Raw genomic sequence first — 15007 nt, 5'->3', positions numbered from 1 at the left:
CACCATCACCAACGTCATGCTAAGAAGGGGCATTGTCGAGAGGCTGTTCATTTGTCGTTACCTAATTTTGTTCTGCAATATTTGAACTAAAGCATCCTGATTTAGAGCCCCGACACAGAGCCGTCTATCAGCACGCCACCTAACATCCAATCTCGATGTCTGGCTGTCAGCATCCCCCATAAGGAGACGGCTGTCTGTACGGTGACGCACAATGGACGCGCCCGGCGAGCGGATTCTCGCCCACATCGGTGATCCTCAAGAACCAGTTCGCGGCAGATTGACCTCGACCCCGTGTTGGCGGCGGTCGTCGACCAAGGGGATCGTCAAGCCAGTTTGCTGGATGCCATCGAGCATCACCGTCGTTTCGCTGTCCGCTTCGGCTACTCGGGTGACCGTTATTTTGTAGGGGGTCTCCCGATAGCGGTAGCTGAGCTTGAAGCTGTTCCAATCCTCCGGCAGGCAGGGTGCGATGCGAAGGCTGTCTCCCTCCAGGTGCAGGCCGAGCAGGGATTCGAGGATAAGGCGATACATCCAGCCGGCGGAGCCTGTGTACCAGGTCCAGCCGCCGCGGCCGATGTGGGGCACAACGCCATAGACATCGGCGGCGATCACATAGGGCTCGACCTTGTAGGTGGCGATGTCCTCGGGGGTGCGACCATGTTGGATCGGGTTGATCATGGCAAACAGCTCCCAGGCGCGCCTGTGGTCACCCAGGCGAGCGAAGGCCATGGCGGCCCAGATGGCGGCATGGGTGTATTGGCCGCCGTTCTCGCGCACGCCGGGGACATAGCCTTTGATGTAGCCGGGCTCGAGCGACGATTGGTCGAAGGGCGGGGCGAGCAGCTGGATGAGCTGGGCGTCGCGCCGCACCAGGTTGGTATCGAGCGCATCCATGGCCTGGCGGGCGCGCCCGGGATCGGCGACCCCTGACAGCACCGACCAGCTCTGGGCGATGGAGTCAATGCTGCATTCCGCACTGGTCGCGGAGCCAAGCGGGGTGCCGTCGTCAAAGTAAGCGCGCCGGTACCAGTCGCCGTCCCAGCCATGCTGTTCAAGGTTCTCGCGCAGGCGCCCAGCCTCTGCATCGCAGCGCGCGACCAGGGACGCGTCGCCGCGTTGGCTCGCCAGGGTGCCGAACTGGCGCAACACCTCATGCAGGAAGAAGCCAAGCCAGATGCTCTCGCCGCGGCCCTTGATGCCGACCAGATTCATGCCGTCGTTCCAGTCGCCCGAGCCGATCAGCGGTAGGCCATGCTCGCCCATGCGCAGGCCGTGATTGATAGCGCGAACGCAGTGGTCGTAGAGACTGGCCGATTCGTCGCTCTGGCCGGGCAAGTCGTAGTAGCCATCGTCCTCGCCACTGACCAGACGGCCATCGAGGAAGGGGACGGCCTCATCGAGCACACTGGTGTCACCGGTGCTCTGGACATACCGGCAGGTTGCCAGCGGCAGCCACAGATAATCATCCGAGCAGCGCGTGCGCACGCCGCGACCGGAGGGCGGATGCCACCAGTGCTGGACATCGCCCTCGTGGAACTGGCGCCCTGCTGCGCGCAGCAAGTGCTCGCGCACCTGCTTAGGCTCGGCATGGATGAGTGCCATGGCATCCTGCAATTGATCGCGAAAGCCGAAGGCGCCGCCGGACTGGTAAGCGCCGCTGCGCGCCCAGAACCGACAGGCCAGGGTCTGATACAGCAACCAACCGTTGGCTAGCAGGTCGAGCGCCGGGTCCGGGGTCTCGACCTGCACCGCGCCCAGGGTCCGCGTCCAGTAGTCCCGCACCGCCGTCAGCGCCGCGCGGGCGGCGACCGCTCCGCGCTGCGGCTGGCTTAGCAGGCTGGCATCATCGGCGCCTCGCCGGCCGATCACGCCAAGCCGGAAGACGATCTCGCGACGCTGCCCGGGGGCGAGCTCGAGGCGCATCTGCAGCGCGCCGCAGGCATCCAGCCCCGGGCCGACGCGACCGGAAAGGCGGGTACGGGTGAGCGCCTCGGGGTGGCCGAGGGTGCCGTTGCGTCCGAGGAACTCGCGGCGATCGCCGCTCAGGGTGCGAGCCGGATCGTCCAGGTCGAAAAAGGCCAGCCGATCGGCAAACTCGCTGTTGTAGGGATTGCGCGCGAGGAGCGCACCGCTGCTCGGGTCGATCTCGGTGACGACATGCAGCGCCGACTTAGGTCGCAGATCGCCGAGCACCCATTCGACATAGCCTGTTACCGACAGCTGGCGTGTCTGCCCGAAATCCTCTTTCTCGGAACAGTTGTGCAACTTCAGCACCATATATTTGACCGGTGCGTCCAAAGCGACATAAACCCACAGCTCCGAGGCGATACCGGCCTCGCAGTGCTCGAAGACGCTGTAGCCAAAGCCGTGCCGCGTGACATAGGGCGTCGTGCCGCCGGCCGGCTTCGGGGTGGGCGACCAGACCTGGCCACTCACCTCGTCGCGCAGATAGAAGGCTTCCCCATTGACGTCGCTGACCGGGTCGTTATGCCAGGGCGTGAGCCGAAACTCATGGGCGTTCTCGCTCCAGGTATAGGCCCCGCCGTTGCCCGAAACCACGGTCCCGAAATGGGCATTGGCCAGCACGTTCACCCAGGGCGCCGGCGTGGTCTGGCCAGGCGCGGTGGTGATGACGTATTCGCGCCCGTCGCTGGAGAAGCCACCCAGGCCATTGTCGAAGCGCAAGGTTGGGCGCGGCGAGGCTGTTCTCGGTGGCTGGCTCGCCCGACGGCCGCTGGGCTGGAAGGCTGGCATCCGGTTTGCCCGCAGGTCGCGCCGGTTGAGCTGATCGGCCAGGGTGCCGCGATCGTCGCTCAAGATGGCACGCGCCACGGTCTGGAACAGAATGCGGTCTTCGTCCGAAATCTGATCGGCCGGGCGGATAAAGATACCCCCGGGGTGGTCGACCACATGCGCCTCAACGCCGGCGGCGATCAGCCCCAGAATCTGCTCCTGGAGCGGCTGACGATAGCCGGCGCGATCCTCGTTCCAGATCACCAGATCCACGGTCAGCCCCTTCAGCCGCCAGTAAGCGTGCGCCTGCACCAGCTGATGCACCAGAGCGATGTTGGCGTGGTCGGCGATCCGACACAGCACGATGGGCACATCACCGGAGACTGCATGGCTCCAGAGCCCGGACTGGCCACGGCGATTCTGCGCCAGAATGGCCGGCGCCGCGCGCAGCGAGGCATTGGCATAGAGCATCGAGCTGGCCAAGCGGTTGTAGAGCTGGGTGTCGGCCGGGGTGGCATTGAGCTGGCGCAGCACCACCTGGCTGTGGGTCCAGGCCAGGTCGAAGACGCGATTGGCCAGGCGCGCGTCCTGGTATTTTTCTACCAGCGCCAGGGCGTGGTCGCGCGTTTCACCGATACCGAGGATCAGGTCGATGGTGACGGTCTGATCAGCATCCAGGACCAGGCGCTGGCGGATGGCGACCATGGGGTCGAGCACCGGGCCATCGCGACCGTCGAGGCCGCCGGGCGTCTCCATTGCCAGCGGGGTAGCGGGGGTGCGATCGCGGCCGATGAAGCGCCCGCGATCAGTCTCGGCGGAGGGGGCCAACGCGGCATCATCTGCGGCACCATCCTCGGCATGATCACCAGTTCCGGGCGCCGGGTCCCCGCGCACTACCAGCGCATGGAAGAGCCAGGGCGAGGTCTCCTCTTGCGAGCGCGGTCGGCGGTGGCCAAGGATTGCCGAGCCCGAGGGGAGGATCTCGGTCTGCATGAACAGATTGCTGAAGGCCGGATGCAGGGCATCGGCCGCGGGCGGGGCGAGCACGATCTCGCTGTAGCTGGTGATCTCGATCACCCGACGGCGGTGCGAGCGGTTGGTCAGGCGCACCCGGCGCAGCTCAAGATCGTCCTCCGGCGAGACGACGATCTCGGTATAGGCGTCGATCTGGTGATCGCGGCGGCGGAACTCGGCGCGGCCTTCGGAGAAGATGGCCTCGAAGCGATCCGCCGTCGCCAGAGTAGGATGGTAAGCATTCGACCACAGCGCGCCGCTGTCGAGATCGCGCAGATAGCAGAAGCTGCCCCAATGGTCGCGCGTACTGTCCTCGCGCCAGCGGGTGACGGCAAGGTCCTGCCAGCGGCTGTAGCCGCCGCCCGCATTGGTCACCATGACATGGTAGCGGCCGTTCGACAGCAACTGCACCTCGGGGTAGGGGGTGTTGGGGCTGGCGATGACGCGGATTGGCGAGTCCAGCGCGCCGTCGCTGGCGCGTTCGCTGGTGATTTCGCCGTGGGTGTCGGAATAAAACGCCGTGGTCTTGGGAATGCGCTCTTGCAGCAACAGGGCGGTGGCCTGGAAGGATGGCACCGCGGCGAAGCGCCGTTGCATCGGGCGATCGAGCAGCAGCGCGGCAAGCGACAGCAAGGTCATGCCCTGGTGATGGGCCATGAAGGAGCGCACCACGGCGCTAGTGCGCCCACGCGGCAGCCGCGAGGGCGTGTAGTCGATGGCCTCGTAGAAACCGAATGGCCCGGCCAGCCCATCGGCGGCAAGCCGCTGGAGATTCTGGCAGGCAGCCTCGGGCGCCACCATCAGCGCGAGCGCTGAGGCATAGGGTGCAACCACCCGATCCTCCGCCAGCCAGCGCTTGAGCCCCAGCCCCGGCACGCCGAAGGCGCGGTACTGGTAATTGAGCTGGGCATCGACGCCGTTGTAGCCGGATTCCGACACGCCCCAGGGCACGCCACCTTCCTTGCCATAGGCGATCTGCCGGGCGACGGCGGTGCGATAAGTCTGATCGAGCAGGGTGTTATCCTCGCTCGGCATCACCAGCAGCGGCATCAGGTACTCGAACATCGAGCCACTCCAGGACAGCAGCGTGGTGTTGCCGCCGGCGCGGGTGAGCAAACGGCCAAGGGCGAACCAGCTCTCCTGCGGCAACTGACCCTGGGCGATAGCGACGAAATAGCCCAGCCGCGCCTCCGATGCCAGCAGATCGTAGAAGCTCTCGTCGCACCGATGCTCGGCGACCCGATAGCCGATAGACAACAGCGACTGCGCCTCGTCGAACAGGAAGTCGTAGTCCACGTAAGCCAGATTGCAGGCGCTGAGCGCCAGTTGCTCGATCTCGCCGATGCGCGCGCGCGCCGACTGACTGGAGGTATCTCCCGCGCTTGGCTCCAGCGCAGCCAGTTGGCGCAAGGTCAAGCCAAGGTCATCCTTCTCGCCATCTAGCCCTCCAGCAAGCCCGCGCTCGTCCGCGGCAACCCAAGGCGCCAATAACAGCACCTCCTCCAGCAACGCGCGGCTATCTCGGGCCAGGCGTCGCGTCCAGGCAGTCACCTCATCGGCGGATTCGGGATCGGTTTCCTGCATCGCCGCCTCGGCCTGGAACGTCAGCTCCGCGAGACGAGCATGCGCCTCGCTCAATCGTATCGGCGGGGTCCGGCTGGCGGCGTCAAGGGCCTGGCCGAAGCGCTCAAGCGGCGCCATCAGCGCCTGCGCTTGATCAGGATCGGAGGTGGCGTCCAGCCGATCCATCAGCACCTGCCAGGTATCACCGAGGCCATCGCGCCAGCGCGGATTCAGGATAGGGGCGTCGATTAGCCCGAGCAGGCCTGCCTGCAGAGTCAGCAGATGCGCGGCAAGGTTGCCGCTATCGACCGAGGAGATGTAACGAGGTTCGAGCGGCTCGAGGGATTGGGTGTCGTACCAGTTGAAGAAATGGCCGCGATGGCGCGGCAGCACAGCCATGGTCTGCAGCGTCGCATCGGTGCGCGCGAGCAGGCCTGCGGTCGGCAAATAACCGAAGTCATGCGCGGCAAGATTTGCCAGCAACGACAAACCCATGTTGGTCGGCGAGGTACGATGGGCCACCGCGGCCAGCGGCTGCTCCTGCACATTGTCAGGCGGCAGTCCATGATCCTCCGGCCCGACGAAGGTCTCGAAAAAGGCCCAGGTCTTGCGCGCGCTGATCCGCAGAAAGGCGGTTTGACTAGCGCTTAGATGCGCTTCGTGGCGCGCCAGCGGACGGCTCAGCCACCAGGCGAACAGGGGCGCGGCCAGCCAGGCCAGAAGGACGGGGGCGGCGATGAGTGCAGGGATGAGTCCGGCCGTGGGTTCCCGCCACGCCAGGCCGACGCCGGCGAGCAGCGCCGTCGCCGGGGCAATCCACATGGTGCGGTAAGCTGCGACCAGCCGGTCGTCCGCGCGCGCCAGCTCGCCGGAGGAGGTCCAGTCGAGCATATGGCGCCGGCTCACAACCAGCCGCCACAGGGTGCGGAGCACGGCACCCAGGCTGAAGTAGGCTTCGTAGGGCAGGCAGGCCAGGTTAAAGAGCGCCTGCGTCAAGCGCTGACCAGCGGCCCGCGCGACGCCGGCCAGATGCGCCGGCCAGTGCAGATCCCCGGGTTTGCGCGGCACCCCCAACAAGGCGATCAGCAGCGGTGGAATCAGCAGGATGCCAAGCACCGCCAGGGTCCACAGGCCAGAGGCGTCCAGCCACACCAGCCCCAGCACCAGCAGTGCGGTCAGGGCTGCGGGCACCAGGCTGCGGCGCAGGTTGTCGGCCAGCTTCCAGCGCGACAGGGCGGAGATCGGATTTCGCTGCCAGCGCCCAAAGCGACCGGGCACGCGCGGCAGCAGCCACTGGGCGATCTGCCAGTCGCCGCGAATCCAGCGGTGACGGCGGCTCACATCGGCGCGATAGCTGGCGGGATAGTCTTCGTACAGAGGCACATCGGAGAGCAGCCCGGAGCGCGCGTAGCAGCCCTCGAGCAGATCGTGACTGAGGATGCGATTCTCGGGGAAGCGATCATCAAGCGCCTCCTCGAAGGCATCGATCTGGTAGATGCCCTTGCCAATGAAGGAGCCTTCCTGGAACCCATCCTGGTAGAGATCCGACACCGCCTGGGTGTAGGGATCGATGCCAGCGTCCTGCCCGTGCAGACGCGCGAACCGCGAACGATTCGAGCCGGGCAGGCTGACCGCCACACGTGGCTGTAGGATGCCATAGCCTGCACGCACCCGCCCCAGCGCGGGGTCGAAGCGCGGCTGATTGAGCGGATGCGCCATGGCACCGACCATCTCCCGCGCCGCGTCGCGCGGCAGCTGGGTGTCGGTATCCAGGGTGATGACATAGCGCAGGTTCGCCAGCAGTCGCCGGTCGCCGACGATGCGCGCGAAGCGCGTGTCGGAATCTGCGGTCTGGCCAATGCCAGCCGCCGCATCGACCAGAAACACGCGCGGCTCGGCGTCCTGATCGAAGCGCAGCAGAGCGTTCAGATCCATGAGCTTGCCGCGCTTGCGCTCGTAGCCCATCCACACCCTGGCCTGCGGATTCCAGCGCCGCGGGCGATGAAACAGAAAGAAGTGATCGCCGCTCGCGCAGGGGTACTTGGCATTGAGCGCGACAATGCCCCGCGCGGCTTGGTCGATCAATGCCTGATCGTCCGGTAGCGTCGCGTTTGGCGCATCATGGAGATCCGTCAGCAACCCGAAATGCAGGTGCGCGTCGCGATTGGCCAGGAAGCGCACTTCCAGCGCCTCAAGCAGAGTCTCAATCCCGCGCGCGTCGCCGAGCAGGGTCGGGATTACCACCAGGGTGCGCGCCTCCGGCGGGATGCCGTCGGAATAATCCAGCCGCGGCAGCCGACGGGGGGTGGTCAACAGGCCGGTGAGCCAATTCACCAGTGCCACCGCCAATTGACTGGTGCCAAGCACGGCCACCGCCACCAAGAACGGCCACAGCCAGCCGGGCGTCGGACCTGCCTGGGACAGCAGCCCCCAGGACAAGCCGGTGGTGAGCACCAGAATCCCACCCAGGTAAGCCATCAGAGGCGCCGGGCTCCCCGGTCTTGGCCTCCACGCCAGCCCAGCGCGGTGCACCCCGGCGCGCTCTTCGAGCTCGGGCAGTCCGCCACCGATCAGAACATCCCCGACATGGGCCAGGCCGGCGTCCGGCTGGGCTTGGGCCGAGACGAGCGCTTCCGGGGACGGGCCAAAGTCTGCTTCGTGCGGCGCAACCCGCTCCCGCACCAGCGCGATGGCCGTGCGTGCGACCTCGACTTCGGACAGCCGTCCGCGCTTGGCGATCCGCTCCACCACATGACGGTAGCGATCGCGGGAGGCAAAATCCATGCGCCCGTAAACGCCCGCCGGATCCTCGCGCAGGATGCGCTCGACCAGGCTCATGCTCTCCACCAGCTCGCGCCAGTCCATCCCTCCGAGGGAGCGCAGACTGCCAATGCTATTGCCGATGGACACCTGATCGGCCGCCTGCTGCTGGTTCTCTGCGCGCACCCGTTGCTCGATGGTGAGCCCGGACTCGCCGAGTTGCTGCTCAATCCAGGTCAGCGGCAGTGCCAGTGCGGCGCTGCGCCCCTGCAGCCGGCGCGCCAGTTCGGCGACGAAAGCGCCGGACATCGGTGGATTGGAGCGCGCCATGTCGGCGATCACCAGGATCAGATTCTTCGGGTCGCTGTCGGCCATCGCCAACATGCGATCCGCCCAGCCATCGGCCAGGTTCTGATCCGCGCGACTGCTTGCCACCCGCGCCGCAACCCGGCGAAGATTCTCGATCAACGCCAGGCGCAGCATGATGGGAACGGCCCACAACTCGCCCAGACGCAGCATGGTAACGCTCTGATAGGCGGCGATGAACCGGCTGAGGTTCTCCGGGTCCACACGCCCATCACCATGGGCGATCATCTCCAGCGCCAAGTCATAAACCCGCGGCAGCCCCGCCGAGGGGCCGTCGCGCAGCCGCGGCAGCTCGCGACTATAGCCCTTGGGCAAATGCCGCTTGGCGGTGCGAATCTGCTCCTCGATCAGATAAAAGTTATCGAGCAGCCATTCCCCGGCCGGCGCGATCCGGCGCTTTTCGGTCACCGCGACCATCAGCAACCGACAAACATCGACCAGGACCCGGCCGTTTTCCGTCAGACGCCCCAATAGCCGATCCGGCGGATGGCCAGGCATCAGACGGTGCGAGGTGGCCAGCGCCTTGCCATGCTGCTCCATCTGCGCCCCGCTGAACAATTCCCCGCGCAGGGGTGCCTCGTCGGCGGTGTCGGGAGCAGCCGCCCCAGAGGGATGCACCCAGTTCCTCACCCCCAAGAAAACCTCGCCCCGAGACCTGTTAAGTGGATTCATGTGCGCGGTCTCCGGGGTTGATGGATGGAAGGAGAGGGTCTCGCCGATGCCGCCCGAGACGCAGCGGATTGCGCGCGCCAGCGGGCTGCATGCTCGCCGATCGGCTAGCCGATCCGCATCGCCGACAGCGATGGCAAGAGCCCAAACACTTGCAACAGCCAGAGAATCACGATGATCACGACAACCACGTTCAAGATCTTCTTGATTTTTCCGTCCATTGGCAGATAGGTATTGATGGCCCAGAGAATGAGTCCAACGACCGCAAGAGTGACGATTAATGTAATCAAAGGCATGATGGCTTTCCTGTCAGAAGGGAACACGGGACAGGCACAAGCATAATGATCGCCATGCAAAGCCTCTGTTCGCTGGCGCACAGAAGAATCGAAAAGGTGGGCGCCCGATAGGCGGATGGGAGATTTCCCGATCCCCTGGCAGGGAGTTTCCCGGATGGCCGCGGGCAGCGGCGCGGTGGGATCAGGTGATTGTCAGCTTCCCCGAGTCGCGGTGGACCCTTCTGTCACATCCGCGATCTGTTCCCGGAGATGTTCCCGGAGATGTTCCCGGGGATGTTCCCGGGGATGCCTGTCACTCGCGGCCGGAAAACAGCGCGATCGACCTGTTTAACCAGGTCGGATGATTACCGTGGTCCGCTCCATCAAACCTTGAAGCGTCCTACCAAATTCTGCAGGTCCGCGGCCAGTCTGGACAGTTCGTCACTCGCGGTCGCAATCTGGTTGGACCCGGAGGAAGTCTGCTCCACAGCAAGGGCAATGTTGCTGATGTTTTGGTTAATTTCCTCGGTCACGGCGGATTGTTCCTCGGCAGCGCTGGCGATTTGGTTATTCATGTCGCTGATATTGTTGATCGCAGTGCTGATGGCCTGGAGCGAGTCACCAGCCTTGCGCGCCTGGATCACACTCTGCCCGGCCTTTTCGCGCCCCTCCTCCATCACCGTCACAGCGCTGGATGCCCCGGTCTGCAGCCGCTCGATGACGGCCTGTATCTCCGTGGTGGATTCCTGCGTGCGGCTGGCGAGCGTGCGCACCTCATCTGCGACCACGGCGAAGCCGCGTCCCTGATCGCCGGCCCGGGCCGCCTCGATAGCCGCATTCAGCGCGAGCAGGTTGGTCTGTTCGGCGATGCTGCGAATCACATCGAGCACCTTGCCGATGCTCTCACTGTCGGCGTGCAACCGCGTCATGACTTGAGCCGCGTTTTCCACCTGATGTGCCAATGCCTCAATGGTCGTGATGGTCTCCTGGACCACAGTCTCCCCTGTGGTCGCTTCCTGACTGCTGGTGACAGCGGCACGCGCGGCTTCGGAGGCATTGCGGGATACCTCCTGCACCGTCGCCGTCATCTGATTGATCGCGGTGGCGACTTGATCGATTTCAGCACTTTCGCGCCCAGCCTGTTCACGGGTTTCCTCGGTCGAGCTGGACAGCTCTGTCGCCGCTGCTCCCAGTTGACTGGCGGCGGCGCCCACCTGACGGATCATTTCGCGGTTCTTGCCGACAAACTCGTTGAACGCGCTGGCAAGGCTTGAGAGCTCATCCCGGCCTCGGGCATCAAGTTGCCGGGTTAGATCGGCTTCGCCCTGGGAAATATCGCCCAAGGCATTCGACAAGAGCTTCACGGGCCCCACGATCAACTGGGCCATAAAGACGGCGATGACCACGCCCAGCGCGATGACCAAGAGGACGCCAAGAACCAGGTTGGTTAACATTTTGCTAACGCCCTGACTGACAATGGCGTCGATCTGCTGCCGCGGAATGCCCAGGAACAGGATGCCGATCACGTCATTGGCAGCATCCTTGATCGGCTCGTAGACGGTGAGATGGGATATGCCCAAAATCTCCGCCTCGCCGATATAACGTTGACCTGCAGACACCGGCGCGAAGGCCGAGCTATCCTGCCCCAGACGCGTACCGACGGCACGCTGTCCATTGGGCAACAGAATATTGGTGGTCACCCGGGTGAAGTCCCGGCCATCGCGGGCAAATACCGTCGCCAAGACGTCCAGCTCCTGACTGAGTGTATCGACCACATCGGAGCGATCATTGATCGGCTGCCCTTGGGCGTCGACCAGTTTGCCGTCCATGAAACGCAGTGTCCCCCACTCGTTAGCGACATAGTTGCTTGCGGACCAGATGTCCCCTTCAATTTTCATTTTCAGGGCGTGGTCCACCAACGCATAGCCCATCCGGCTGGCGCCCTGACTGGATATAAACAGCGCAGCGGCACCCACTAGTATGAGAAGGGAAACAATGACGCCAATAAGGCGGGTGCGAATCGTCAGGTTGTTCCACATTGGATAGTCTCTTCCCGGCAAAAATTTACGTCACAAGCCATTAATGCAGCTGAACGGCACTTTGGAGATGCTCTTCTGAAGCCCTAGGGTAACAAAATCAATCGCCAAAATGACTCACCAGCGCGGAATTGTGCTCGATAGGTCGCACTTTCATTTTGCATTGATGAGCGAGGCCAGATCAACTCTGCGGCAAGTATCAGCGATGCACAAAGGTTAACGCCGCCACCATGGGCGCCGAAGTGGCGAGTTAAATCGCGGGGCAGAACAGCAGGCTCAGGCGCTCTTTGGCCGCGCCGAGGATGAACAATAGCGCTGGTTCAATCGAGCCGCTTGCGGAAACGCAGGGAGGCGACCAGCAGGCCGATCAGCATGAAACCGAGCAGCCACAGGGTATCTTCCTGGACATCCTCGAGCATGGCGTCGCGCAGCAGCACGGCGCGGATGGCGCGGATGAAGTGGGTCGCGGGCAGTGCCTCGGCGATGTATTGGGCGGCGAGTGGCATGCCCTCGTAGGGGAACATGAAACCCGATAGCAGAATGGATGGCAGCAGGATGAAAATCGTCATCTGGGTGGCCTGCAGCTGACTCTTGGCGATGGTCGAGAGCACCAGCCCGAGTGACAGGCTGGCGCCGATGAAGACCAGCGTCAGGCAGGCCAGGGCCAGCAGGCTGCCGTGCAGAGGTACTGTGAACACCAGATGCCCGAGCCCAAGGATGATTCCTGCCTGCACCAGGCCGATGCCAACATAGGGCAGGATCTTGCCGATCATCAGCTCGATCGGGCGCACCGGGGTGTTGATCAGCATTTCCATGTTGCCGCGCTCGCGCTCGCGCACGATGGCGGCAGCGGTAAACATAATCATGGTCATGGTGAGAATCACGCCGACCAGGCCGGGCACGATGTTGACCACGGTGCGTTGCGAGGGATTAAACAGCAACGCAACAGCAAAAGTGGGTGTGGAACGATTGACCGGCTCGCGCATCAGCTCTGCCAAGGGCATGCCACGCAAGCCTTTGATGGCACCGGCTATGACGGTATCCGAAGCATCCACCAGCCATTGCGCCACCGGGCGGCTGAGCTCCCAATCGGTGGAAGGCGGCGTGGCGAGCTGGGGGCGCACGCTGCCACTTCTGACCACCCGCTGGGCCAGATCGGCCGGGATGATGAAGGCCGCGCGCACCCGGCCCTCGCGAATCGCGTCCTCGGCGGCGGCGATGTCGGCATGATGTTCGGTAAAGCGCACCACCTGGGTCGCTTCCACCGTCTGCGCCAGTACTCGCCCGAGCGCGCTGCCGCTCTGGTCGACCAGGGCGGTGGGAATGTCGCGCACCTTGGTGTTGATGGCGTAGCCGAACAGCATCAGCTGGATGAGCGGGATCATGATGACCATGGCGAGCGTGACCCGGTCGCGGCGCAGCTGCAACAGCTCCTTGGTCAGGATGGCGAGAATGCGACGCGCGGCCTTCATCCGGCCACCCTCACCTGCTCTGGTCGCTGATCCTGCTCTTGGTCCTGCTCCCGCTTCTGTTGCTGCTTCTGGCTCTGGTCCTGGTCCTGGTTCTGCTCCGGGCGACCATGCCCGGTGCAGGTGACAAAGACATCTTCGAGGCTGGGGCGCGCCGGCGTGATATTGGTCAAATCCCGCGCGACCGGCAGGGCGCGCAGCCAGGTCTTGGGCTCGGCCACCTGGTCGCGCACCAGCACCCGCAGGCGACTGCCGAGTTGGGCGGCGGAGAGAATCTCCGGCAGCGCCGTCAGTGCGGTCTTGGTCTGGCGCAGATTGGGACCTTCCAGCTCAAGCACATGGGCGCCCATGGCCGCCATCAGCTCGGCCGGCGAGCCGTCAGCGCGCTTGTGACCGGCTTCGAGAATTGCCAGGCGATGGCAGCGTTCGGCTTCGTCCATGTAGTGGGTGGAGACCAAGATGGTGGCGCCTGCGTCGATCAGATCGAACAGGCGCTCCCAGAAGTCGCGGCGGTTTTCGGGATCGACCGCCGAAGTCGGCTCATCGAGAAACAGCAGCGACGGACGATGCAGAATCGCCGCGGCCAGGCTGAGGCGCTGGCGCTGGCCCCCGCTCATGCTGCCGGCACGCTGCCACGCGAGCGGCTCGAGCGCATAGTTGTCGAGCAGCTCGGCGATGCGTGACTTGGCCTCGCGCGGCCCAAGGCCATAAACACTCGCAACAAAACGCAGGTTCTCGAGCACCGTCAGGTCCTCATAGAGGGAGAACTTCTGCGTCATGTAGCCGATTTTGCGCTTGAGAATTTCGGCCTCGCCCGGCAGCCGATGCCCGAGCACTGTCACCTCGCCTGAGGTGGGCGTCAGCAACCCGGTCAGCATGCGCACCGTGGTGGTCTTGCCGCAGCCATTGGGGCCGAGAAAACCGTAGATGCTGCGCGGCGCGACCTGCAAATCGAGCGCATCGACCGCGAGCAGGTCGCCGAAGCGGCGGGTGAGGCCATGCGCCTCGACGGCAACGTCAGAATCGGGCGCAGAAGCCGCCCCAGTGGCCGAGCGGCTATTGGCAGAGGATTTCACCGCTGGGCCGCTGTTGGCAGCTCGACCTGCGCCGGCACGCCGTTGGGCAAATCGGCGGCCTTGTCGGGCAGTTGCACCTCGGCGAGATAGACCAAGCGACTGCGGTCCTCGGCATTCAGCGCATAGTAGGGTGTGAAGGCCGGCAACGCGCTGATCCAACGGACTTGGCCGCTCAGCGCGTCATCCAGGCCATCGACCCGCACTGTCAAGGTGTCGCCCTCCTTGATGCTGACGCGATGGGGCTCTGGCACATAGACGCGCGCATAAGGCGCTTTGCCGGCAAGCATCACCGCCACCGGGCTGCCGACTGTGACGCGCTCGCCAAGATTCCACGGCAGGCTGTCGAGGATACCGTCGCGGGTGGCGACAATGGTGAGATCGCCGAGCAGCGCCTGCTGGTAGGCCAAGCGCGCATCCGCGGCGTTGAGCTCGGCCTTGGCCTGAGCGAGTTCCTCGACCCGGGTGCCGGCGATGAGTTCATCGAGATGCTGCTGCGCTTGGTCGAGATCAGCCTGGGCGCCATCGCGTTGCGCCAGGGTGCGATCAAGTTCGGCCTTGCTGACGGATTTTTTCGTCATCAACTCCTGGTTGCGCTGATAGGTGATCTCGGCATCGCGCAGTTCCGCCTCGGCACCGGCCGCCCGGGCGCGGGCGGCGGCGATCTCCTCGGGGCGCGCACCATTTTGCAGCTTTTTGAGATTGGCCTGCGCCTGCGCGACCTCCGCCTTGGCGCGCTCGACCTCGGCACGCTGCTGGCGATCATCAAGGCGCGCCAGCACCGTGCCTTTGGTGACAGCCGTGCCCTCGACGACAGGAAGATCGACGATGACCTCGGCCACAGTCGCGGTCAGGGCGATGCGGTCACGCTCCAGGGTGCCGAGCGCCAGATCTGTTTCTGGCGTGCAGCCGCCGAGCGGCAGGCCGGCAAGCAGGGCGAGCAGCAGGCGGGCGCGGAGTCGGTCAACGGCAGCAATCACGGTGCGAGCCCTCGTTTGTAACACCAGACCATCATGGGAGAACGATCGGCGACCACGGAATCCAGGCCG

General features: G+C 64.6%; 6 protein-coding genes. All 6 read right to left on the bottom strand.

What is annotated here, in order from left to right; all coding sequences use genetic code 11:
• Positions 1-255: 255 nt before the first annotated feature.
• Positions 256-9108: a GH36-type glycosyl hydrolase domain-containing protein gene (locus Thiosp_RS06990; protein WP_201063504.1), complete on the bottom strand. Its 8853-nt coding sequence runs from the start codon at positions 9106-9108 to the stop codon at positions 256-258.
• Positions 9109-9212: 104 nt separating this feature from the next.
• On the bottom strand, positions 9213-9401 hold the full coding sequence (locus tag Thiosp_RS06985; protein ID WP_201063502.1) for a Thivi_2564 family membrane protein: 189 nt from the start codon (positions 9399-9401) through the stop codon (positions 9213-9215).
• A gap of 362 nt (positions 9402-9763) precedes the next feature.
• The gene (locus tag Thiosp_RS06980) at positions 9764-11419 is read right to left on the bottom strand and encodes a methyl-accepting chemotaxis protein (protein ID WP_201063501.1); all 1656 of its coding nucleotides are present in this window, start codon (positions 11417-11419) and stop codon (positions 9764-9766) included.
• A 317-nt stretch (positions 11420-11736) separates the two neighbouring features.
• The gene (locus Thiosp_RS06975; protein WP_201063499.1) at positions 11737-12888 is read right to left on the bottom strand and encodes an ABC transporter permease; all 1152 of its coding nucleotides are present in this window, start codon (positions 12886-12888) and stop codon (positions 11737-11739) included.
• Entirely contained in the window at positions 12885-13961 is a 1077-nt protein-coding gene (locus Thiosp_RS06970) for an ABC transporter ATP-binding protein (RefSeq protein ID WP_201063497.1), read from the bottom strand. Before Thiosp_RS06970 ends, Thiosp_RS06975 begins: the two co-directional genes overlap by 4 nt.
• Complete coding sequence (locus tag Thiosp_RS06965; protein WP_323696949.1) at positions 13958-14938, bottom strand: HlyD family secretion protein; 981 nt, start codon at positions 14936-14938, stop codon at positions 13958-13960. Before Thiosp_RS06965 ends, Thiosp_RS06970 begins: the two co-directional genes overlap by 4 nt.
• Positions 14939-15007 lie beyond the last annotated feature (69 nt).

Origin of the sequence: Thiorhodovibrio litoralis (assembly GCF_033954455.1) — a bacterium.
GTDB lineage: Bacteria > Pseudomonadota > Gammaproteobacteria > Chromatiales > Chromatiaceae > Thiorhodovibrio > Thiorhodovibrio litoralis.
The sequence above is the reverse complement of the archived record's forward strand: the minus strand, read 5'-3'. Positions and strand labels throughout refer to the sequence as shown.